Annotated in this window: 18 protein-coding genes; all 18 read left to right on the top strand. The window is 36.4% G+C overall.

The features are described from left to right. Window positions 1-28: 28 nt before the first annotated feature. Window positions 29-8455 (top strand): ESPR-type extended signal peptide-containing protein, encoded by an 8427-nt coding sequence (locus VRHSUH09_RS10025; RefSeq protein ID WP_105082093.1) that lies wholly within the window; start codon window positions 29-31, stop codon window positions 8453-8455. A 384-nt stretch (window positions 8456-8839) separates the two neighbouring features. Beyond that, window positions 8840-9271, top strand: coding sequence for a division/cell wall cluster transcriptional repressor MraZ (gene mraZ / locus VRHSUH09_RS10020; protein ID WP_009351750.1), 432 nt, complete (start codon window positions 8840-8842; stop codon window positions 9269-9271). 9 nt (window positions 9272-9280) lie between these two features. Continuing rightward, on the top strand, window positions 9281-10213 hold the full coding sequence (rsmH, locus tag VRHSUH09_RS10015; protein ID WP_105082092.1) for a 16S rRNA (cytosine(1402)-N(4))-methyltransferase RsmH: 933 nt from the start codon (window positions 9281-9283) through the stop codon (window positions 10211-10213). 21 nt (window positions 10214-10234) lie between these two features. Then, window positions 10235-10639 (top strand): cell division protein FtsL, encoded by a 405-nt coding sequence (gene ftsL, locus VRHSUH09_RS10010; protein WP_054748650.1) that lies wholly within the window; start codon window positions 10235-10237, stop codon window positions 10637-10639. 55 nt (window positions 10640-10694) lie between these two features. Further along, window positions 10695-12179: a UDP-N-acetylmuramoyl-L-alanyl-D-glutamate--2,6-diaminopimelate ligase gene (locus tag VRHSUH09_RS10005; RefSeq protein ID WP_105082091.1), complete on the top strand. Its 1485-nt coding sequence runs from the start codon at window positions 10695-10697 to the stop codon at window positions 12177-12179. 1 nt (window position 12180) lies between these two features. Further along, a complete protein-coding gene (locus VRHSUH09_RS10000; RefSeq protein ID WP_105082090.1) occupies window positions 12181-13539 on the top strand; it encodes a UDP-N-acetylmuramoyl-tripeptide--D-alanyl-D-alanine ligase in 1359 nt (452 codons plus the stop codon). 58 nt (window positions 13540-13597) lie between these two features. Further along, entirely contained in the window at window positions 13598-14584 is a 987-nt protein-coding gene (mraY, locus tag VRHSUH09_RS09995) for a phospho-N-acetylmuramoyl-pentapeptide-transferase (protein WP_105082089.1), read from the top strand. 83 nt (window positions 14585-14667) lie between these two features. After that, window positions 14668-16038, top strand: coding sequence for a UDP-N-acetylmuramoyl-L-alanine--D-glutamate ligase (gene murD, locus VRHSUH09_RS09990; protein WP_105082088.1), 1371 nt, complete (start codon window positions 14668-14670; stop codon window positions 16036-16038). Then, a complete protein-coding gene (gene murG / locus VRHSUH09_RS09985) occupies window positions 16038-17147 on the top strand; it encodes an undecaprenyldiphospho-muramoylpentapeptide beta-N-acetylglucosaminyltransferase (protein WP_105082087.1) in 1110 nt (369 codons plus the stop codon). The genes murD and murG overlap by 1 nt, the downstream gene beginning before the upstream one ends. 14 nt (window positions 17148-17161) lie before the next feature. Continuing rightward, window positions 17162-18544 (top strand): UDP-N-acetylmuramate--L-alanine ligase, encoded by a 1383-nt coding sequence (gene murC, locus VRHSUH09_RS09980; RefSeq protein ID WP_105082086.1) that lies wholly within the window; start codon window positions 17162-17164, stop codon window positions 18542-18544. Then, the gene (locus tag VRHSUH09_RS09975; protein WP_009351744.1) at window positions 18541-19473 is read left to right on the top strand and encodes a D-alanine--D-alanine ligase family protein; all 933 of its coding nucleotides are present in this window, start codon (window positions 18541-18543) and stop codon (window positions 19471-19473) included. The genes murC and VRHSUH09_RS09975 overlap by 4 nt, the downstream gene beginning before the upstream one ends. 28 nt (window positions 19474-19501) lie before the next feature. Further along, on the top strand, window positions 19502-20383 hold the full coding sequence (locus VRHSUH09_RS09970) for a cell division protein FtsQ/DivIB (RefSeq protein ID WP_105082085.1): 882 nt from the start codon (window positions 19502-19504) through the stop codon (window positions 20381-20383). Further along, the gene (locus tag VRHSUH09_RS09965) at window positions 20384-21079 is read left to right on the top strand and encodes a DUF881 domain-containing protein (protein ID WP_105082084.1); all 696 of its coding nucleotides are present in this window, start codon (window positions 20384-20386) and stop codon (window positions 21077-21079) included. Then, window positions 21076-21420, top strand: coding sequence for a small basic family protein (locus VRHSUH09_RS09960; protein ID WP_105082083.1), 345 nt, complete (start codon window positions 21076-21078; stop codon window positions 21418-21420). The genes VRHSUH09_RS09965 and VRHSUH09_RS09960 overlap by 4 nt, the downstream gene beginning before the upstream one ends. 138 nt (window positions 21421-21558) lie before the next feature. Then, entirely contained in the window at window positions 21559-22599 is a 1041-nt protein-coding gene (ftsZ, locus tag VRHSUH09_RS09955) for a cell division protein FtsZ (RefSeq protein WP_054748656.1), read from the top strand. Window positions 22600-22679: 80 nt separating this feature from the next. After that, window positions 22680-23249 (top strand): porin family protein, encoded by a 570-nt coding sequence (locus VRHSUH09_RS09950; protein ID WP_054748658.1) that lies wholly within the window; start codon window positions 22680-22682, stop codon window positions 23247-23249. Window positions 23250-23502: 253 nt separating this feature from the next. Next, the gene (locus VRHSUH09_RS09945; protein ID WP_105082082.1) at window positions 23503-24750 is read left to right on the top strand and encodes an aminotransferase class I/II-fold pyridoxal phosphate-dependent enzyme; all 1248 of its coding nucleotides are present in this window, start codon (window positions 23503-23505) and stop codon (window positions 24748-24750) included. Between the two features lie 270 nt (window positions 24751-25020). Further along, on the top strand, window positions 25021-25208 hold a 188-nt coding region (locus VRHSUH09_RS09940; protein WP_420856582.1), incomplete at its 3' end, for a transposase-like zinc-binding domain-containing protein.

Raw genomic sequence — 25208 nt, 5'->3', positions numbered from 1 at the left:
GAGCCACAAATGTTGGGAGGGAACTTATATGAATAAGGTATTCAAAGTTGTTTGGAGTGCAACTAAGCACGCTTACGTAGTAACGTCTGAGTTGGCTAAGTCACATCAAAAATCCGCCACTACAATCGTAGCAGCGGTTATTTTGGCGGCTAGCTTTTCTGGAGGTGTTGCTAATGCATCCAGCCCTGAGGATTGGGCTAGAGCTGATCTTATTGGTAGCCAAAGATGGATAACACCTGAGCAAAATGCTTGGGGTCATAACCAATATCAACATCCAATTGATCCACAAGCGCAAAGTCAGCAAGAACAGCAACAACAGCAACAGCAGCAACAGCAGCAACAACAACAGCAGCAACAGCAACAACAACAGCAGCAACAACAACAGCAGCAATGGCAACAACAAGTGCCACAGCAACAACAACAGCAGCAATGGCAACAACAAGTGCCACAGCAACAACAGCAGCAACAAAGACGTCCACGTCCACAAGTGCCGCAACAACAACAGCAACAACAACAGCAGCAACAATGGCAACAACAAGTGCCACAACAACAGCAACAACAAGAACCTAAAAAAGGTGGTTCTAACGGAGTTACTATTGTTAATAACTACTATAAAGTTATAACTACTGATGTTGAAAATGTTAAGAAAAACACAGCCAACATTAATATTCTTAACCAAAAAGTAGAAAATAATACTACTAATATTACGAATATTAACAACCAAGTTGGTAATGTTAAAACTGACATTACAGGCATTAAAACTGATATTACTAATATCAATGCTAAAGTTAATCAAAATAGTAAAGATATTGAAGGCCTAAAAGGTAAAGTTGGCACTCAAATTTCTAATATTCAACAAGATATTACTAATATTAACAATAATATCGATGCTAGATTTACTGAAATTAACAACAACATCGATACAAGAATCAATAAACAAGTTACTAATATCACGAACAATGTTGTTAATAATGTAAACACTAATATCGATGCAAGTGTTAGAAAACACATTGAAGCTAATAATACTAATATTATTAACCAAGTAAATCAAAATATTAAAAATGAAATACAAAACAATAACACTACAATTCTTAATCAAGTAGATCAAAAAATTGAAAATAATAACACTACTATTATTAACAATGTGAACAAAGATGTAGATGTTAAGATTAATGATATTAAAACAAATATCAACAATGTGAAGACTGAGCTAAATAACAACATTACTAATGTTAAGACTGAGTTGAATAATAACATTAACAATGTTGATGTTAAAGTTAACGACAACACACAAGCAATTAATAATTTAACTGTTAACGTTAATAATAATAGCAAAGCTATTACTGATTTGACTGCTAAAGTTGAAGAAAACACCAACAACATTACTTTCAACAATACTATTGCGATGGAAAACCGCAAAGGTATTATTGATAACAAAAAAGCTATCGGTGAAAATAAAAAAGCCATCGAAGACTTAAAAGGTAAAGTTGGTACAACAATCAATAATATTAACACAACTATTGATAATAAGATTAGTGAAAACAACACTAAGATTATCAACGAAGTTAATCACAATGTAGATATTAAAATTAACGATAGCAAAACAAATATCATTAATGAAGTTAACAAAAATATTAATTCTTCAATTGAAGCTAACAACACAACTATTATTAATCAAGTAAACACTAACGTTGATAATAAAATTAATGCTGTTAAAGCTGATATTACTAAGATTAATAATTCTGTAACTGATTTAAGTGCTAAAGTAGATGCTAATACAACAAACATCACTAACAACACTACAAATATCAATAAAAATGCGACTGCAATCACTGAATTAAACACTAAAGTTGATAAAAATCATACTGACTTGATGAAGCGATTCGACTATCACAATGAAGCGTTAAGCAATCATGAAGGTCGTATGCAACAACTTGAACAAGATAATAAAACAATTAAAACTGACGTAGCTAATACTCAAAATCAAGTTAATATCAATACTAAAGATATTGCTGACTTGAAAGGCAAAGTTGGTCAAAACATCGGCAATGTTCAAGTAGATATTAAAGATATTAAAAACAATATCACTAATATCAATAGCAAAGTGGAAGCGAATGCAACTGCAATTAATAATGTTAATGTAAAAGTTGACGGTGTTAAAGGTGACTTGAATGGTCTTAAAGATCGTGTAGATCGCCATGATCAACGTTTAGACTTCTTACAAGATAACCTTGCAGATAACTCTACACGCATCTCCATTGTTGAAGATGGTGTAAAAGCCAACCAAAAAGCTATCGATGAATTAAAAGGTCATGTTGGCACACAAATTACAAATGTTGAAACTACAATCAACAATAAAATTGAAGCTAACAATACTACAATCATCAATAAAGTAGATAAAAATATTGATGCGAAGATTACTGAAAATAATAAAGTAATCAACAATAATATCAACAATGTAAACGTTAAAGTTGATGGTATTAAAGGTGACTTGGATGGTCTTACTAAACGTGTAGATAAAGCGGAAAAAGATATCAATGTAGCTGGTACAATTGCTATTGAAAACCGCAAATTCATTGGTGATAACAAAAAAGCTATCGATGAATTAAAAGGTCATGTTGGCACACAAATCACAAATATCGAAAATACAATTACTAATAAAATTAACGCAAATAATACAGTAATTAACAAAAATATCGATACTAAGATTGAAGCTAACAATACTACAATTCTTAACAAAGTAAATAATAATATCGATGTTAAGATTAATTCCAATAACATCAAAATTGATCAAAAAATTGATGGTGTTAAAGGTAACTTAAAAGATCTTGAAGCTCAAGTTAACAAAAACACACAAGACATCAACGTAGCTGGTACAATTGCTATTGAAAACCGTAAATTCATCGGCGACAATAAAAAAGCTATTGATGAATTAAAAGGTCATGTTGGCAATCAAATCACAAATATCGAAAATACAATTACTAATAAAATCAACGAAAACAATACAGTAATTAATAAAACTATCGATAATAAGATTGAAGCTAACAATACTACTATTATCAATAAAGTAGATAACAATATTGATGCTAAGATTAATGCTAACAATACAACAATCATTAACAAAGTTGATAAAAACATTGATGTGAAAATCAACGAAAATAACACACAAATTAACAATACAATCAACAAAAAAATTGGTGATGTGAATGTTAAGATTGATGGTGTTAAAGGTGATTTGGATGGCCTTAAAGGTCGTGTAGATCGTCATGATGAACGTTTAGACTACTTACAAGGTAATATTGTAGATAACTCTACACGTATTTCTGTAGTAGAAGATGGTGTTAAAGCTAATGCAAAAGACATCAATGTAGTTGGCAATATTGCTTTAGAAAATCGTCAATTCATCGGCAATAATAAAGCTGCTATTGATAAAAACACTAAAGCAATTGACGAATTAAAAGGTCAAGTTGGCACTACAATTAAAAATATCGAAACTACAATTAATAACAAGATTACTGAAAACAATGTAACTATTAATAAAAATATCGATACTAAGATTGAGGCTAACAACACTGTTATCAACCAAAACATTGATAATAAAATTAACAGCAACAATACAACAATCATTAATAAAGTAGATCAAAATATTGATGCAAAAATCAATGCTAATAACACAACAATCATTAACAAAGTTGATAAAAACATCGATGTAAAAATCAATGAAAACAACAAACAAATCAACAACACAATCAATACTAAGATTGGTGATGTAAATGTTAAGATTGATGGCGTTAAAGGTGACTTGAACGGTCTTAAGGGTGATTTAGATGGCCTTAAAGGTCGTGTAGATCGTCATGATGAACGTTTAGATTACTTACAAGGTAATATTGTAGATAACTCCACACGTATCTCTATAGTTGAAGATGGTGTGAAAGCTAATGCAAAAGATATTAATGTAGTTGGTACAATTGCAATGGAAAACCGTCAATTCATTGGTGATAATAAAGTTGCTATTGCAAACAATACTAAAAATATCAATATCAATGCTAAAGCTATCGATGAGTTAAAAGGTCAAGTAGGTCAATCCTCTACAGTTATCAACGATATTAAGAAACAAATTACTAATATCAGAGGTAAAGTAGAAAACAACACTACAAATATTGCTAATAACACAACTAATATTGCTAAAAATACTACAGCAATTAACAACGTGAACGTTAAAGTTGATGCTAATGCAAAGGCTATCGTAGATAATAGCAAACGTATCGATGCAACTAATGTAAAAGTAGATGCTAACACTACTAACATTGCTAACAATGCTACTGCAATCAACAACGTAAACGTTAAAGTTGATGCTAATGCAAAGGCTATTGTAGATAATAGCAAACGTATTGATGCAACTAATGTGAAAGTAGATGCTAACACTACTAACATTGCTAACAATACAACTGCGATCAACAATGTAAATGTTAAAGTTGACGGTGTTAAAGGTGATCTAGCTGGTCTTACTAAACGTGTAGAACAAAACGAAAAAGACATCAACGTAGCTGGCACAATTGCAATTGAAAACCGTAAATTCATTGGCGATAACAAAGCTGCTATTGCAAATAACAAAGTTGCTATTGCAAATAACACTACAAATATCAATGTTAATGCAAAAGCTATTGATGAATTAAAAGGTCAAGTAGGTAAATCTTCTACAGTAATCAATGATATTAAAAATCAAATTACTAATATCAATGGTAAAGTAGAAAATAACACTACTAACATTGCTAACAATGCTACAAACATTCAAGCTAATGTAGTAGCAATTGCTGATAATAGCAAACGTATCACTGAAAATACTACAAACATCGCAAACAACACTACAAACATCGCTAATAACACTACAGCTATTAACAATGTAAATGTAAAAGTTGACGGTGTTCAAGGTGATTTGAATGGTTTAACTAAACGTGTTGACCAAAATGAAAAAGATATCAATGTAGCTGGTACAATTGCTATCGAAAACCGTAAATTCATTGGCGATAACAAAAAAGCTATTGATGAATTAAAAGGTCAAGTTGGTAAAACAGTTCAAAATATCGAAACTACTATTAATAACAAAATTACTGAAAACAATGTAGTTATTAATAAAAATATCGATACTAAGATTGAAGCTAATAATACTGTTATTAACCAAAATATTGATAAAAAAATCAATAATAATAACACAACAATCATTAATAAAGTAGACCAAAACATTGATGCTAAGATTACTGAAAATAATAAAGTAATCAATAATAATATCAACAATGTAAATGTTAAAGTTGACGGCATTAAAGGTGACTTGAATGGTCTTACTAAGCGTGTTGACCAAAATGAAAAAGATATCAATGTAGCTGGTACAATTGCTATCGAAAACCGTAAATTCATTGGTGATAATAAAGCTGCTATTGACAAGAATACAAAAGCTATCGAAGCATTGAACGGCAAAGTTGGTACTACTATCACTAACATTGAATCTACTATCAATAACAAGATTGAAGCTAACAATACTACAATTCTTAACAAAGTAGATCAAAATATCGATGCTAAGATTACTGCTAATAACACAACAATCATTAACAAAGTTGATAAAAACATCGATGTAAAAATCAATGAAATCAACAAACAAATCAACAATACAATCAATACTAAGATTGGTGATGTAAATGTTAAGATTGATGGCGTTAAAGGTGATTTGGATGGCCTTAAAGGTCGTGTAGATCGTCATGATGAACGTTTAGACTACTTACAAGGTAATATTGTAGATAACTCTACACGTATCAGTGCTAATGAAGATGCTATTAAAGCATTAAAAGGCCAAGTTGGTACAACAGTTACTAATGTTGAAAACACAATCAACGCTAAGATTGAAGCTAACAACACAGTAATTAGAAACGATATCAGCACTGCAATTAATAATAACAACACTATTATTAATAAAAATATTGCAAATGCTATTAGCGAAAACAACACAACAATCATTAACAAAGTTGACCAAAATATTGATGCTAAGATTGCTAATAACAACACAGAAATCAATAAAACTATCAACAGTAAAGTTAATGAAGTAAATGTTAAAGTTGATGCTAACGCAAAAGCAATCGTTGATAATAGTAAAGCTATTACTGACATTAAAGCTAATGTGACAAACATCAGCAATAAAGTAGATGTTAACACTGCAGATATCAAAGCTATTCGCACAGATGTAACTAACAACACTACAAATATTGCTAATAACACTGCAGCTATTGCTAATGTAAGTAAACAAGTTACAAATAATACAACTAACATTTCTAACAATGCAACAGCTATTGCTAATGTAAGTAAACAAGTTACAAATAACACAACTAACATTTCTAACAATGCAACAGCTATTGCAAACATTAGTAAACAAGTTGCTGGTAACACAGCTAACATTACTGATGTAACAGCTAAAGTAAATGCTAATACTGGTCGTATTGAATCTAATACAACTGCTATTAACAACTTAAGCGGTAAAGTTGATGCTAATGCTCAAGCTATTGAGTCCTTAAAAGGTCAAGTTGGTAAAGGTAATACTACAATCGTTAATGTAGCTCAAAAAGTAGAAAATATCACTCAAAACATTAACGCTCAAAACAGCAACATCCAAGCTAATACTGTAAACATTCAAAATAACACTTCCAATATTAATAACATTAAAGCTAATGTTGTTAACGTTGAAAAGAATGTAAACAATATTAAAGCTGATGTGACAGTAGTTAAAGCTGATATCACAAACATCAATGCTAAAGTTGATCAAAAAATCAATATTGTAAATAACAATATCAACAATATTAGTGCTAAAGTTGATAAACAACTTAATATTGTAAACAACAATATTACTAATGTTCAAAATGATGTTAAGAATATTGATGCAAAAGTTACAAACATTGATAATAAAGTAACTAATATTGATGCTAAAGTAACAAATGTTGATGCAAAAGTTACAAACATCGATAATAAAGTGACTAACATCGATAACAAAGTAACTAATATTGACAACAAAGTGACTGATATTGATGTAAGAGTAAATAATCAAAATACTGTAATCAACAATATCAAAACTGATGTATCTGGCTTGAAAGACCAAGTTGGCAAAAACACTGAAGCAATCAAAAACTTACAAAACGTAGGTGCTGATGTAAACAAAGTGAAAGAACAAGTTAATGCTAATACTCAAAAAGCAAATGCTAACGAAGAACGCATTAAAACTGTTCAAAGCCAAGTTTCTGTTAATACTGAAGCAATCAAACATAACACTGAAAACATCAATATTAACAAAGCAGCGATCAAGCAAAATGTTGAAGCAATTCAAAATACTAATGTAACTGTACAAAAAGTAATCAACAAAGTTGATGAACATAGTAAAGTTATTAACGATGTATCTAAACAAGTTAATACTAATACAACTAATATTGCTAATATTAATAATGTTGTTAACCAAAATACAACTAATATAACAAATGTAACTAACCAAGTTAATGCAAATACAAGCAATATTAGCAAAGTATCTAGCCAAGTTAATACAAATACTACAAACATCAACACTCTAAATGCTAAAGTAGATACTAATGTTACAAATATCACTAAGGTAGATAACCGTGTAACTGCAGTAGCTAACCAAGTTAATGAAAATGCACAATTAACTAAAGCTGTTGGTACTCTAGCACTAGAAAATCATGAAAAAGTTAGTGTATTAGGTTTACAGGTAAACAAAAATACAGAAGACATTTCTAACAATGCAACAGCAATTGCAAATGTAAATACTAAAGTTGATGAAAACGTTAAATTGACTAAAGCAGTAGGTACATTGGCATTAGAAAACAATGAAAAAGTTAATGTATTAGGCTTACAAGTAAACAAAAATACTCAAGATATCAGTACATTAGCAGAGGCTGCAAACTACAGCTTGAAAGCTTCCAACATTGCATTACAAGATCATGCAACACTTGTTCAACACGATGCACAAATCGCAGAAAACTCTCGCCGCATTAGCAGCGTAGAACGTGATGTGAAAGCAGTTGGTGCTTCTGCAGCAGCATTGGCAGCATTGAAACCTATCGAATACCACGAAGGTCAAAAAGCTCAAATTATGGCAGCTGTTGGTACTTACAAAGGTAAAACATCTACTGCATTGGGTGTAGCTCATTATGCAAATCCTGATTTGTTAATCCATGCTGGCGCAGCTTATGGTGGTGACCATAGCGTAATGGCAAATGCTGGTGTAACAATCGGTATCGGTAATGCTCCTACAGCTCCTAAAGCATCCCCAGCAACTGTAAAAGTTCTTGAGGATAAAGTGGCTGATTTACAAGCTCAAAATAAAGAAATCCGTGATCTTCTTGATAAAGTGCTTGCACAACAACCACAACAAGCCCCACAAGCAGCTGTAAAAACAACTAAATAATTAGCCTCCCAATTGATAGATTAATTCTTTAATCTATCGCAGGTATAGAAACCGCGTAGCAGAAATGTTACGCGGTTTTCTTTTTTTGTGGGGACTCTACCCATTATGAAATGTAGTGAGGATGTTATCTGTTAAGAACTGGTCTCACTCTACTCTGTTAAGTCGTTGATTTTTTACTGTAGTGGTAGATAGTGGTTTTTAACAGCTAGTTTTGGCTTTATAGTCGAACATATGTATTGTAGAAAAAAGGAGAAAAATAGAGGTTGAATAAGAAAAATATAAAAAAGTGGGTTAAAAATGGAAAATTTGTTGTTAAAGGTGGTGAATTGTGGTAGAATTTACCATATAGTGGTGGATAAGGAATAGTAAAGGGCGGTGATACGTATGTTCATGGGAGAATATAATCACACCATTGATACAAAAGGGCGGATGATTATACCTGCCAAAATACGTGAACAACTAGGTGATTTGTGCATTGTCACAAAGGGCTTAGATGACTGCTTAGCTATTTACACCCAAGAGGCGTGGAAGAAAATTTCTGATGCCTTACAATCACAATCCTCCACTAAAGCTAGCGTACGTGCCTTAAAACGTTTTGTTTTCGGTAGTGCTGCTGAGCTTGAATATGATAAACAAGGTCGTGTCCTCATTCCTGTACCACTACGTGAATATGCAAGCCTTGATAAACAGGCCGTTATAGTCGGTGCTGGGGATCACGTTGAAATTTGGAGCCGCGAAAAATACGATTACTATGATGATCAAGTGGCTGAAAGTATGGAAGAATTAGTCGAAGGGCTTGAAGGGATTATGTTATAGGAGGCTATGATGGAATTTAATCATACTAGCGTACTTTTACGTGAAACGGTGGACTCTGTCGTAACTAATCCAAAAGGCATTTATGTGGACTGTACCCTTGGTGGGGCAGGACATGCTCACGCAGTGGGCGAAATGCTTGACCCAGAAGGCATGATAATAGGTTTAGATCAAGATGAAGACGCATTGAGCGTAGCTCGACAGCGATTGTCTGATTTAAATTGTCAGGTATTAACAATACCAACAAACTTTTCTAATTTAAAAGAAGCCCTGCAGAATGCGGGCATCTATGAAGTAGATGGTTTTATATTTGATCTTGGCGTATCAAGTTATCAGCTAGACACCCCAGAACGTGGCTTTTCATATATGAATGATGGACCACTCGATATGCGTATGGATAAAGATGCACCACTTACAGCAGAGGAAATTGTCAATGAGTACGATGCTGAACAATTGCTGCAAATCATTCGCGATTATGGGGAAGAACGATGGGCTAAGCGCATTGTTGAATTTATCGTTAATGCGCGTCAAGAAAATCGAATTACCACTACTGGTGAGTTAGTTAGAATTATTAAGCAAGCAATACCTGCGAAGGCGCGTCAAGATGGACCACATCCGGCGAAACGGACGTTCCAAGCCATTCGCATTGAAGTAAATAGAGAATTAGCTATCTTGCATGATAGTTTTGTAGATGCTGTATCTATGTTGAAACCAAAGGGGAAAATTGGGGTTATCACATTCCACTCATTGGAAGATCGAATTACGAAACAAACTTTCAAAGAGTTAAGTACAGCGTGTATATGTCCTCCAGAATTGCCGATGTGTGTATGTAACCATAAAGCAGTTGTGAAGGCAAAGAATAAGGCTATAGAGCCAAGTGCAGGGGAGATTGAGGTTAATCCGAGGGCTAGAAGCGCGAAGTTGCGTGTAGCCGTCAAGTTGTAGAATTGGAAGGGGTTAGTGTTTATGTTAGCGAGAAAGGCTGTTGTGGGCCAAGTAAAAGGCGATATGTTGGTCGCTACACAAGGGAGAAAACGTAGTGCAAATGTGGCTTTAGATTTGAGCCCTATGATGTGGCAAGTTGTATATGGTATTGCCGCATTAGTTGCATTTTTGCTTATCATGATGGTTATGAATGCATACAGCACAAAATTAGGCTACGAGGTAGTTAAAACACAGCAAGCTGTAGTACAATTAACAAAAGATAACGATGCATTGGATGTAGAGGTAGCTTCCTTGAAGTCTCCTGTTCGTATCCAACAGATCGCAGAAGAACAACTAGGGATGGTTTTGCCTGATTCTTTTGTTTATAGCACAAAAAGCGCTGTTACTGAACGTAATGTGCAAGAGAAACAGCAAATTATAGACTAACAGGCAAAGCAGCTCGTATTGGGCTGCTTTCCTTTGCGTGTAAAGGAGATTGTATATGAAACAATTACAAGATATAGTGAAAACCTTGCAAGCGCCGCAAGTAACAGGTAATACAGCTGTTGAAATTTTAGATATTACAGCGGACTCTCGTGCTGTTAAAGCCGGTAGTTTATTTATTGCTTTAGATGGTGCCACTGTAGATGGCCATAATTATGTAAATAAAGCCGTAGAATCTGGTGCAGTAGCTGTACTTGTGTCTAAACCAGTAGAGGTAAGTGGTGATGTTTGTATTATCACTGTAGAGGACACTCGAAAAGCTATGATGGCATGCGTGCCGTATTTCTTTGATTATCCAGCAAATTCCATGCGTATGATTGGCGTTACTGGTACGAATGGTAAAACGACTACGACTCATATGATTCGTCATATCTTGAAAGCTCAAGGCCATAAAGTAGGTGTAATTGGTACTGTTCATATTATGATCGGCGATACAACATATCCAATTCATAATACGACACCTGATGTAGTGGATTTACAACATATTCTTCATCAAATGGTAGAGGAAGGCGTTACCCATTGTGTAATGGAAGTATCTTCACATGCCTTAGCATTAGGCCGAGTTTCTGGTGTTGAATATGATACAGCAGTATTCACGAACTTAACACAAGACCATTTGGACTTTCACAAGACCTTTGAAAATTATTTGGCGGCTAAGTGTAAATTGTTTGAACAAGTTAGCGCACCGAACCAAACTAAATCTGGTAAGGGCGCTATTATCAATATCGATGACGCCTATGGTCATCGGGTTGTTGAAAAAACTAAAGCACCTATCATTACCTATAGTATTGATGGGAACGGCACATTGAATGCTCACGATGTTGATATGACTCCTAAATCTAGCCGTTATACTGTATCTTATGATGGTCATGACTATACGGTGACTATGAATACGACAGGTCTATTTAATGTGTATAACACATTAGCAGCTATCGGTGCTTGTTTGTTAGAAGGTATCTCAATGGAAGATATCGATAAAGCATTAAAAACATTTAGTGCTGTACCTGGTCGCTTTGAGTTAATCGAAGAAGGTCAACCATTTGCAGTTGTTGTAGACTATGCACATACACCAGATGGTTTAGAAAATATTTTACAAACTGCAAAAGCTATTCAAGAAAATCGCATTATCGTAGTCTTTGGCTGTGGTGGTGACCGAGACGCTACTAAACGTCCTATTATGGGCCGCATTGCTGCACAATATGGTGATGTTGTGTATGTAACGTCTGACAATCCACGTACAGAGGATCCTGTACAAATTGTAAAAGATGTTGAAGCAGGCGTTAAAGAAGGCCTTCGTGAAGGCTCTCATTATGAAGTTATTGTTGATCGTCGGGAAGCGATTCAACATGCAATACAAAATGCAAAACCTGGGGATATTGTACTGATTGCAGGTAAGGGGCATGAGGATTACCAAATCTTAAAGGATAAAACGATTCATTTTGATGATCGTGAAGAGGCGCGAGCAGCCCTCAAGGAGATCTAATATGGCAGAATTTACATTGTCTCAAGTGGTTGAAGCCACTGCGGGGACGAGTGCACATACCGACAATATTAAGTTTTTAGATGTGTCTACTGATACAAGAACTATTGAATCAGGATTTTTATTTGTAGCCTTAAAAGGCGATACCTTTGACGGTCATGATTTTATCAATACGGCCATTGAAAAGGGGGCTACAGGTGCTATTGTAGAAAAAGGTCGTGCCGTAGAAGGTATTGTTTGTATTGAGGTAGAAAATACCTTGGTAGCATACCAAAACTTGGCACGTTATCATCGTCGCCGTTTCGATATTCCTGTAGTAGCTATTACAGGTTCCTCTGGTAAAACTACGACAAAGGAAATGGTAGCAGCTGTACTAGGTACAGAATTTAACGTTTTAAAAACAGAGAAAAACTTTAATAATGAAATTGGCTTGCCAAAAACATTGTTGCGTTTAACTGCAGAACATGAAGCTTGTGTAGTAGAAATGGGGATGCGTGGTCTTGGTCAAATTGAAGAGCTCGCATTAATCGCTGAACCAACTATGGGTATTATTACGAATGTTGGTACGAGCCATATCGAGCTATTGGGCTCTCGTGAAGCCATTGCAGAAGCAAAAGGTGAGTTAATTCGTTGTTTGCCAGAAAATAGTGTGGCGATTCTCAATGAAGATGATCCATATGTTAAGGCTATGGATACCCTGGCTAAAGGTAAGACTATTACGTATGGTATCGAACGTAATGCTACATGTATTGGCAGTCATTTGCGTTATAAAAAAGACGGTATCAAGTTTACTTGCAAATGTTATGACGAAGTCTTTGATATTTTCTTGCCTATGATTGGTGAACACAATGTTTATGATGCATTGGCGGCCATCGTAGCAGGCCGTGTGTTGGGGATTAAATCCAATACAATTCGTAAAGGCTTAAGCGAGTTTACAGGCACTCCTATGCGCCAAGAAATCGTACCATTTGAAGATATCGTTATCTTGAATGACGCATATAATGCAAATCCTTCCTCTATGGCTGAAGCAATTAAAGCTTTGGGGCAATTAGAAGGAAAACGTAAGATTGCCATGCTCGGAGATATGCTTGAACTTGGCGATTTCTCTGAGGATGCACATCGTGAAATCGGTCAACTATTGGCTGAAGAGGGTTATAGTGTAGTATTCACCTTCGGTGATGCAGCTGCTTTTATAGCTAAAGAAGCAAAAAAAGCAGGATTAACTACATTCCGTTGTAATAGCCATTTAGAAATGGCCAATGCCTATAGCGATATTCGTGAAAAAGGGGATGTTATCCTTGTAAAAGGTTCCCGTGGTTTGCGAATGGAGCGCGTTGTTGAAGAATTAAAAGATCGAGAATAAAAGATAACGGCTAGTTGTATCTAGCCGTCATCTGTTTATTAATAAGTAGAGGATTCATATGATATATCATATTCTGTTAGCCTTTGTAGTGACCTTTATCATTACAGTCGTGCTTGGTAAAATCGGTATTCCTATGTTGCGTTCTTTGCACGCACAACAAAGTATTCGTGAAGAAGGTCCTGAAAGCCATCAAGCAAAAGCTGGTACACCGACAATGGGTGGTGCTTTCATGATGATTGCTCTCGTTCTTGGTGTCGCTATTTTTGCACCTTGGAATGTAGGCACAGGGATGTTATTATTCCTAACATTAGGTCATAGTTTATTAGGTTTCTTTGACGATTTTGTAAAAGCCGTTAAAAAACGTAATCTTGGTTTAACAGCTAAGCAAAAATTATTGGGCCAATTTATTTTGGCAGCTGTATTCTGTTACTGCATTACTGAAATTATGGTTGTTCCTACTACATTGTGGATTCCTGTAGCAGATGTACAACTTCAATTAGGTTGGGGTTATTATGTATTGGCGTTCTTAATTATCGTAGGTGCTACAAATGCTGTAAATCTTACCGATGGCCTTGATGGTCTTGCAAGCGGTACATCCGCAGTGGCGGCGATTGCCTTCTCCGTTATTGGTCTTATGGCTGCATCTATGACGAACTCTATTGGTGCTGAAAGCGTTGCTTACTTTGGTGCTATTGTAGCTGCTGTATGCCTTGGCTTCTTGGTATATAATGTAAATCCAGCTAAAGTATTCATGGGTGATACAGGCTCTTTGGCTTTAGGTGGTGCCTTTGCAGCCATGGCTATTTTAACTAAAACAGAATTGTTACTTGTAGTGATCGGTGGCATTTTTGTTATGGAAGCATTATCTGTTATTATCCAAGTTATTTCCTTTAAGACACGCGGTGTACGTGTATTTAAAATGAGCCCTATTCATCATCATTTCGAATTGTCTGGATGGGCAGAACAAACCGTAGTTAACCGCTTCTGGTTTGCTGGTGCTGTATTAGCCGTTATTGGTGTAGTATTAGCGACCATAACTTTATAAGATAATACTTAACGGAACCCGTAAATAATGGTATGCTTATAGGATAGGAATACATTATTTTGTAGATAATTTAGGTGATACAGATGGAATACGGAGATAAACATATACTTGTACTTGGCGCTGGTGCCAGCGGTATAGGCGCATCCTGGGTATTAGCCCAAGTGGGTGCTCATGTTGTGTTAAATGATTATAAGCCTGTAACGTTGCCTGCTACGGAGGAAGGACGTTTAGTTTCTGCTGGGGTAGAAATTATTACAGGTCGTCAAGATGAATCCTTGCTAGATGGCGTGGATCGCATTGTTATTTCTCCAGGTATTTCTTTAGATATTCCCATTGTAAAAGCAGCTCAAGCTCGCGGCATTGATGTGGTTAGCGAAGTAGAGTTAGCTTACGAAGTATCTAAATCACCTATCGTAGCTGTTACGGGTACAAATGGTAAGACTACGACTACAACCTTATTAACTAAAGTGTTAGAAGGTTCCGGGAAGCCAGTTCGCGTTGGTGGGAACATTGGCGACTCTCTTAGTGAAGTGGCCTATTCGATGCCAGTAGGCGGTTTTTTAGTAGCCGAGCTATCTAGCTATCAATTAGAGACAATTAAGCATTTTAGACCTATTGGGGCTATTATGCTCAATATTACGCCAGATCATTTAGCGCGTCATAAGACGATGGAAAACTATATTGCAGCTAAGGAACGGATCTTTGAAAACCAATTGAAATCCGATTACTTAGTTCTCAACATTGATGATTCTGTAGTGGCTGATATGGAGCATCGTGCGCCTAGTCACATTCTACAAATTAGTCAAAAACAAATTGTCGAGAATGGAGCATATTATGCTAATGGTCAGTGTTATGTAGTAAAGAACGGCGTAGCGACAGCTGTTATTGGCGATGAAGATATTCATATTCCAGGTAGTCATAATATCGAAAATATCTTAACGGTTATTGCTTTAACCTATGCGTTAGGTGTACCTGTAGTGGAAATCCATCGCATTATTAGCGAATTTCACGGTGTAGAACATCGGTTGGAACGGGTTAAAACAATCGATGGGATTACATTCTATAATGACTCTAAGGCGACCAATGTTGATTCTGTAGTTAAAGCTTTGGAATCTTTTGATAAACCAGTTATTCTGCTGGCTGGTGGTCATGATAAAATGACACCTTTAGAAGAGTTTATGCAGCTTGTTAAAGAAAATACAAAAGCTGTCATTTTCATGGGGGAAGCAGCAGAACGATTTGAAGCGGCTGCAAAAGAGGCTGGTGTAGAACCTATTTACCGCGCTTTATCTATGAAAGACGCTGTAGAACAAGGTTATAAATTAGCTGAGTCTGGTGATATTGTATTACTATCTCCAGCTTGTGCAAGTTTTGACTGGTACAGTTGTTTCGAAGAACGCGGTGACGACTTTAAAGCTTGTGTTCAGATGTTGCAAGAAGGGGGACACCATTAATGAAAAAAATCATTATTTCTGGTGGTGGCACTGGTGGACATATATATCCAGCAATAACTATATATAAGGAAATCATGAAACAACACCCTGATGCAAAGGTTTTATATGTAGGGACAAAGCAAGGCTTAGAAGCTACATTAGTTCCTAAAGAGGGGATTGAGTTTACTACGATTCCCGTACAAGGTTTGCAACGTCAATTATCATTGGGTACATTAGTCACATTAGGTAAAACTGCGTTAGGCATAGTTAAAGCTAATGCTATTATTTGTAAATTTAGACCTGATGTGGTAATTGGTACGGGTGGTTATGTATGTGGTCCTATTCTCATGGCCGCTGCATTACATAACATTCCAACCTTAATTCAAGAGCAGAATGTCATTGCAGGCATTACTAATAAAATTTTGAGCCGTTTTGTTGATGTTGTAGCGATGGGCTATAAGGATGCAGCAGCATCTTTTTCTAAAGCAAAACGCGTAGTGTATACTGGTAATCCAGTTCGTCCTGAGGTGTTAGTTGACTCAAGAACAGCGGGGCGCCATTATTTCAACTTAAGTGATGATACGTTCACAGTCCTCATAGCAGGTGGTTCTCGGGGGGCGCGAACCATCAATAATGCCATGATTGATGTACATAAGCATTTCCAAGGCAAAGAAGGGATTAAATTAATCCATATTACAGGCAGTGGAGAGTATGAATCTGTACTCTCTCAATTGGGTATTACCGATGGGGAAGGCTTGGGTCAATCATCTTTAATTTTGCCGTATTTACATGATATGCCGAAGGCTTTAGCTGCCGCTGATTTAGCTGTGTTTAGATCTGGTGCTATAGGTCTTGCTGAATTAGCAGTTCGTGGTATTCCATCTGTATTGGTGCCGTATCCATATGCAGCGGAAGACCATCAAACCTATAATGCGCGTATCTTTGTGCAAGAAGGGGCGGCTCACATGATCGTTGATAAAATGTTGAGTGCTCATGACTTAATAGGTGAAATTGAGATGTTTATGGACAACCGTGATTTGTTGGCACAAATGGGAGAACGAGCATTGCAGTTGGGCAAACCAAATGCAGCTCATGATATTGCAAAATTTGCATTATCTATTGCAAAGTAACAAGGAGAGGTTTTATGTTAGACGGTATTCACAAGATTCACCTCATTGGTATCGGTGGATCTGGCATGCGTGCTATAGCGAATATTTTAATTCAAAAAGGTTATGACGTATCTGGTTCAGATGTAGCTGAATCTGCAGTTATTTCTAAGTTTAGAGAAATGGGTGCTACGGTTCATATTGGTCATAATAAAGAATATGTAAATGGTGTAGATGCTGTAGTTCGTTCTACAGCGATTCGTGAGGATAATCCTGAAATCGTTGCTGCGAAAGAACAAGGAATTACCATTTTGCATCGCTCTGATATTGTAAAAGCAGTGCTTGATGTAACGGATGGCATCGCAGTAGCAGGGGCACATGGTAAGACTTCTACTACATCTATGATTGGCCAAATCTTAGTAGAAGCCGATGCAGATCCTACGGTAATTATCGGTGGTGAAGTAGATTACCTTAAAGGCAGCAGCTGTCTTGGTAAAGGCCACTTCTCCGTTGTAGAGGCGGATGAAAGTGACGGGTCTTTCTTGAAGTTGCGTCCACATACTATCGTTATTACTAATATTGAAGATGATCATATGGATCACTACAAAACGATGGATAATTTGCTTAATGCATTCTGTGAGTTTGTAGAAACACTTCCAGAAAATGGCAAAGCCATCGTATGTGGTGATAATGAAAGTATTCACTATGTTATGAATCGCGTAAAACGCAACTTTATTACTTATGGCTTAGATGATAGTAATGATTATGTAGCTAAAAATATTCACTATGTAGATTCTACGTTGGTATACGATATATATCATAAAGGTGTTAATATTGAGCGCGTTCGTTTGCGTGTACCTGGTGACCACAACGTATTGAATTCTTTAGCGGCATTTATTGTGGCTCATGATTGTTGTGGCGTCGAAGCACGTGTTATTACTAAAGGCTTAGGTAAATTTATAGGCGCAAAACGCCGTTTTGAAACGAAAGGCCATGTTGCTGGCGTGTGGGTTGTAGATGATTATGCTCATCATCCTACAGAAATTAAAGCTACTTTGAAAGCAGCAAAAGAACTTGAGAAACATCGTGTCATCTGTGTATTCCAACCACATCGATTCTCACGGACAAGCTTGTTGAAGGATGAGTTTGCTACTGCTTTCACAAGCGCTGACGAAGTGTACATGACAGACATTTATAGTTCTGGTGAAGATCCGATCCCTGGTATTGATGGGACTACGATTCCAAATGCCATCAAAGAGGCTACCGGTCAAGACGTAAATTATGTACCATCTGTTGATGATTTACCTGAAGTATTGGCAAAAGTAGTAAGACCAAATGACTTGGTTATTACAATGGGCGCTGGTTCTATCAATCAATATGGCCCAAAATTATTAGCGATATTGGAGGAAGGCTTACAATGAAAGATAAACAAATAATCGTATTGATGGGTGGTCCTTCCGAAGAAGCTGAAGTATCTCGTCGCACAGGCGCTGCTATTGCAGAAGCACTTGTGAGCAAAGGGTATAAGGCTCAAACATTAGAACTTAATCCTCGCACAGTATTGAAAGATATCGATTCCTTAGGCGGCGAAGTCGTATTTAATGCTATTCATGGTCGCTATGGTGAAGATGGTGCTTTGCAAGGGCTTTTAGAAATGGCAGAAATCCCATATACTGGCTCTGGCATCATGGCTCATGCTGTGGGAATGAATAAGAAGGTAAGTAAAGACGTATTTAAAGGCGCTAATATTCCAACTGCAAGATCTGAATCCTATAATGGTAATCTTGAATCTGCAGAGGCAATTATCGATCATATTCGTAAAGAATTTACTATTCCTGTAGTTGTTAAGTCTGCTACGCAAGGCTCTAGCATTGGCGTTACAATCGTTCGTGAGGAATCACAATTAGAAGCAGCAGTAACAGAGGCTCTTAAATATGATCCAATTCTCGTAGTAGAACAATTCCTTGATGGTCGCGAGTTTACGGTGGCTGTTTTGGATGGTAAAGCATTGTCAGTCATTGAAATTCGTCCACATTCTGGCGAATATGACTACAAGAGCAAATACACTGTAGGTGCTACAGAATACTTGGTACCAGCACCTATTAGCGACGAAATGACTGCTGAAATGCAACGTATTGGGGAGCTTGTGTATCGCGAGGTGCAAGGCAGTGGGGTTATTCGTGTAGATATTATGACAGATCATGCAGATAAAATGTATGTTCTTGAGTACAATACTGTTCCTGGTATGACGGCAACGTCTTTAGTACCAAAAGCAGCTAATGAAATGGGAATCGATTTCCCTACATTATGTGAAAAAATTCTATTAACAGCTAGTATAGGGAAATTTTAAAGGCTAAATAGAACAGAAGGAGTTATCTATGGATGATAAGCAAAACCATCCATCCAGCTCTGGGGAGATGCAGTCTTCTACACCTGTTCAAGACGAACGGGCTGTATTTAGAAAACGAGTGTTAAAAATCGGTGGTGCAGTTACTCTCGTGTTGGTGGGGTTGTTTACACTACCTATTCCTTTTGGATCCTTAAAGATTACGGGTTCGGATAAGGTAACTGTACAAGATGTAATGGTGGCAGGTGATATACATGAACCTGTCAATATTTTGCAAATTAGTACAGAAAAATTAAAATCTAGATTGGCAAAGGATTTGCGGGTTGAAGAGGCCCAAATACGATATCAATTGCCACTGACTATGGAGGTTCACATTGTAGAACGTAAGGCCGTTGCTGTAGTACCGGCCCAGTTCGGATACTTAACTATTGATAGTAAAGGTCAAGTTATTGCATCAGAACCAGCTATACAAGATACATCTGTACCAATGATCTCTGGTGTGAAAGCTGGAAATATTTTATTAGGCGATACAGTTGTAGATAAGCCGATTCTAGCGGCTCTTGAGTATTTGAATTCTCTTGATGAAAATACGTTCAAGAATATTGCAGAGGTCAATATTGGTGATCCTGATGCGATTATGGCTTATACCGTATCTGGTGTACAGATTCGCTTAGGTGATGGTAAAGACTTACCTAAAAAGGCAGAGCTAACACAGTCGATGTTACAAGATATTAAGAAAACTCATGGTAATGTACAGTATATAGATGTTAATATTTCATCACCGTACATTAAGACTGATGTAATTCCTGAAGGAAAGAAACATCAAAATGGGGCACCGACTACGGAAACTTCATCTACTAAGAAAGATGATACAAAACAAGATAAACAAGGTCATGTTGAAGATAAAAGGTAGATGATTGTCGTGAGACACGAACGGTGGGCAATAGCCTTAGTCAGTTGTATATTAGGGTTTATGGTTGTAACTCAATATAAAATGACACAAGATAATATAGAAGAAAACATTCGCTTGCAACGGGCTGGTGATTTAGCCGTTCAACTACGTGAAGCCCAAAGCGAGCGGGATGCTTTATTGAAGCAAATAGAAACGCTTAAACAAAATGGTACTACTACAGACGTTAAAGCTGATGAACAGCTCATGATGAGAGCGGCCTTAACAAATGTTAAAGGTTCTGGAGTTAGCGTGTTGATCGAAGATAGTTTAAAACCAATTCAAAGTGGTGAAAATCCTAACTTGTTTGTAATTCATGATGAAGATATTTTACGTATCGTTAATGAGTTACGCGCTGGTGGGGCTGAGGCGATAGCTATCAATGATCAACGGTTGATAGGTACATCAGAAATACGTTGTTCCGGTCCTACTATTACAGTTAATGGGAAAGTCTTTGGGGCTCCCTTCGTTGTAAAAGCTATTGGTGATCCTAAAACGTTAAACTCTGCGCTTACTATGCGTGGTGGCGTAGTAGATTCGCTTAAACATTGGGGGATTAAAGTAACTATCAAGGAAGAGAATGAGATAGCTATTCCAGCTTTTACAGGAACCTTCCGAGAAGAACATATGAAGCCTAATGAGTTAGGAGGTAAAGAATGAATATTTATATCTTTGCCATCGCTGGGCTCATTGTAGGGGCTACATTAGGTTGGATAGCACCATTTCATATTCCTATCAGTTATGCGAACTATACATCTGTAGCGGTTCTGGCCGCGTTGGATGCAGTGTTTGGCGGTAGTCGAGCTGCCTTGGAACGAATTTTTGATCTTAGTAATTTTGTGATTGGGTTCTTTTCAAATGTAGTTTTAGCTGTTATTCTTGTATATGTAGGCGACCTAATTGGTATTAATCTATATTATGTAGCTCTCATTGGGTTTGGGTTGCGAGTATTTATTAATGTAGGTGCTATACGCAAGATTATTATGACTAAGCGGTTCTAATAAATCACATTCTATATAGTGGAAAGTTTTCAAATTTTAGTGTAAAATAAATGTAATTGTTATAAGATAGTCAGTATATAAATCGATACATTGGGACGTATATTGATACGATAAATAACGATAAGAGGAGGAAGTTCAATGTCTGATTTTGCAAATATTAAAGTTATCGGTGTTGGTGGCGGTGGTAACAACGCTGTTAATCGCATGGTAGATAACCAAATTAAAGGTGTTCAATTCTTAGCAGTTAATACGGAAAACCAAGTGCTTGAATTGTCTAAAGCAGATGTAACAATTCAAATTGGTGAAAAAGTAACTAAAGGTCTTGGCGCGGGTGCTAATCCACAAGTTGGTGAAGAAGCTGCTCAAGAAAGTCGCGAAGAAATCATCAAAGCTCTTGAAGGTGCTGACATGGTATTCGTAACTGCAGGTATGGGTGGTGGTACTGGTACTGGTGCTGCTCCAATCGTTGCAGAATGTGCTAAAGAAGTTGGTGCGTTAACTGTAGGCGTAGTAACTAAACCTTTCGCGTTCGAAGGTAAACGCCGTCGTGCTGCAGCAGAAAAAGGTATTGAGTTCTTGACTCAAAAAGTTGATACAATTATCGTTATCCCTAATGACAAATTATTACAAGTTGTTGATAAAAAATGTACTATTACTGATGCATTCAGTAAAGCCGATGATGTTCTTCGCCAAGGTATCAAAGGTATTTCCGACTTGATTCAAATTCCTGGTTTGATTAACCTTGACTTTGCTGACGTTAAAACTATCATGACAGAACAAGGCGAAGCTTTGATGGGGATTGGTGTTGGCGAAGGTGAAAACCGCGCTGCTGACGCTGCAAAAATGGCTATTAACAGCCCGTTGTTGGAAACTTCTATCGATGGTGCAAAAGGCATCTTGCTTAATATTTCTGGTAGCTCTGATTTGAGCATCTTTGAAGTTAATGAAGCAGCTGAAATTATTTCTGATGCAGCAGATCCTGATGCTAATATTATCTTCGGTTCTGTTATCGATGAAAGCTTGGGCGATAAAGTACAAATTACAGTTGTTGCTACTGGCTTCAATTCTAGTGCAAAAAGTGTACCAGAATTCGGTAAAACAACGACTACATCTCGTCCAGCATCCACTACAAATTCTAACAGTGGTATCCCTGATATCCCTGTATTCATGAAACGCTAATTTATAGAGTGTATAACTATAACATCTGTAAATAGTAACTTAGTAAGACATACAAATAGGTATGTGTATAGGAGGTACAAATGAAGAAATTAGTATTATTAACTCTAGCAGCAACAGTTGTAGCAGGTAGTGCATTTGCTGCAGCACCTGTAACAAAAATTAGCGATGGTTCCACTAAGGTACAAGCTGATTATGCATTTAAACAACATGTATCCAAAGGTGGCGGTAATAGCAACGATGGTTTCGGTGTTTCTTTGCAACACGATCTTTCCGATAAAACGGCAGTACAATATTCTTACGATAAAGTAAATGCAAAAAATGGTGATATCAAAGATCATCAATTAGCATTAGTTTACAAAGTGCATCCAAACGTAAACGTTTATGGTGCAGGTACTGCAATTCGTACAAATGACACTGAACTAGGCTTCCAAGCTGGTGTTATCGGTCATGTACCTTTGACAGACAAAGTAAACGGCTTTGCTAAAGCTGGTTGGGGTAACGATATTAAGCAAACTTACCAAGTAGGTGCTCAATACGAAGTACGCCCTGATATCGATTTAAATCTATACTATGGCTATGATAAATATAGCGTAGATAGCAATGATAAAACTGCAAAAGGTTTACACGCTGGTGTAGGCTACTCCTTCTAAGGAACTGGGGGACCACTCATAAGAGTGGTCCTTTTTTGTTATAAATTTACTGTTTTTTGTATATTATTAATTTTGAATCCTTTGTATAGGATATTTGATATATTCTATACAAAGCTAGATTAATGATTAAATTGAATGTGATTAGTAAAATTTCTTATGTATACAATATATTTTCTGAATACACATTGTATAATTAAATAAGTTTAGGTATTATAAATGTGTAATATTCATTTTAGATAGGATGGTGTAAGTTATGACAAGTGTAGCTGCAAAGCATGCAAAAGGGAAAAAATTAAAAGACGTGATCTTCGTTACTGCTGGACAAGCATTAGCTGATGCTAAAGAAAATGGTCGCGAGAACGTTGTAAATGGTACTTTAGGTGCTATTCACGATGAAGATGGCAAATTAGTTTTCCTCAAAACCGTTAAAGAAGAATATTTGGGTCTTTCTGACACTGAACATATTGGCTATGCTCCAATTGCAGGTGTTCCAGAGTTTTTAGCAGCTGCTGAGAAAGAATGTTTTGGTAATTCTCGTCCTGAAGGTCACATCCGTAGCATCGCTACAGCTGGTGGCACTGGCGGTATCCATCACTTAATTCATAACTATACTGAGCCTGGTGATGAAGTGTTAACTGCTGACTGGTACTGGGGTGCTTATAAAGTAATTTGTAGCGACATTGGTCGTACACTTGTAACGTACTCTTTATTTGATGAGCAAAATAACTTTAATCATGAAGCATTCAAAAATCGTGTAAACGAATTAGCAGCAAGACAAACAAATGTAGTAATCCTATTTAATACACCTGGTAATAACCCAACTGGTTACTCTATTGAAGATAAAGATTGGGACTCCATCCTTAATTTCTTGAAAGAACTTGTTGCGATTGGTCGTAATAATGTCATCATTGGTATTGATGTGGCGTATCTTGACTTCTCTGGTGATAGAGAGGAAGTACGTGGATTCTTTAGCAAATTTGGGCACTTGCCAAAAGCTATCCTTACATGTGTGTGCTATAGCTTGTCTAAAGGCTTTACTATGTACGGTCAACGTGTAGGTGCTATGATTGGTATTTCTGATGACGAAGAAATCGCTGATGAATTCTTAGAAATCAACAAAAATACTAGCCGTGCAACATGGTCTAATATTTGTCGTCCTGCAATGCGTACAATGGCAAATATTGTGGCAGATCCTGTTAAATTTAAAACCTATGAAGAGGAGCGTAATAGCTATTACCAATTGATTCGCGATCGTGCTGACATCTTCAAACAAGAAGCCGCACAAGTAGGCCTTCCTATGTTGCCTTACCGCGGTGGTTTCTTCATTACAATTCCTACAGATTCTGCTAATGCTATCTGCGAAGAATTGAAGAAAGAACATGTTTATGTTATTGCTTTAGCTAAGGGTATTCGTGTGGCTGCCTGTGGTATTCCTAAATTCCAAATGACAGGACTAGCTGAAAAAATTTATAATGTTATGAAACGCCTCGGTAAATTATAATACATAAGTTTCACTAATACTAAAGTCCGCTTGGTATATCAAGCGGACTTTTTGTGGTTAATAGAAAAATGTAGGCTTATAGGACAAAAAGTGTGTGTAAAAACCCTTATAACACTAGATATTTACTAGTGTTATAAGGGTTTAATCTTTTTTTGGAGAAGTTTGAGGGTGGACAAAAAGTGTGGGTGAAAACATCAATTAACCCTTGTAATTACTGACTAAAATGAGGTTATATCTTCCTATATATAAACAAATATGGAGGAAGAGTTTATGCGACAAATAAAATGTCCTGATTGTAATGAAACATGCATTAAACACGGTGTTTTAAAATCTGGTTCTCAGCGTTGGTTTTGCAAACATTGTAAGGTGGCATTTACCGTTAAAATTAATAATTTAAGTAAAGAGTTAAGCCTATTCTTGAATTGGTTATTCAGCACCAATATTCAAGCTGATATGCC

The organism is Veillonella rogosae JCM 15642 (assembly GCF_002959775.1).
In the GTDB taxonomy this organism is placed as follows: domain Bacteria; phylum Bacillota; class Negativicutes; order Veillonellales; family Veillonellaceae; genus Veillonella; species Veillonella rogosae.
The sequence above is the reverse complement of the archived record's forward strand: the minus strand, read 5'-3'. Positions and strand labels throughout refer to the sequence as shown.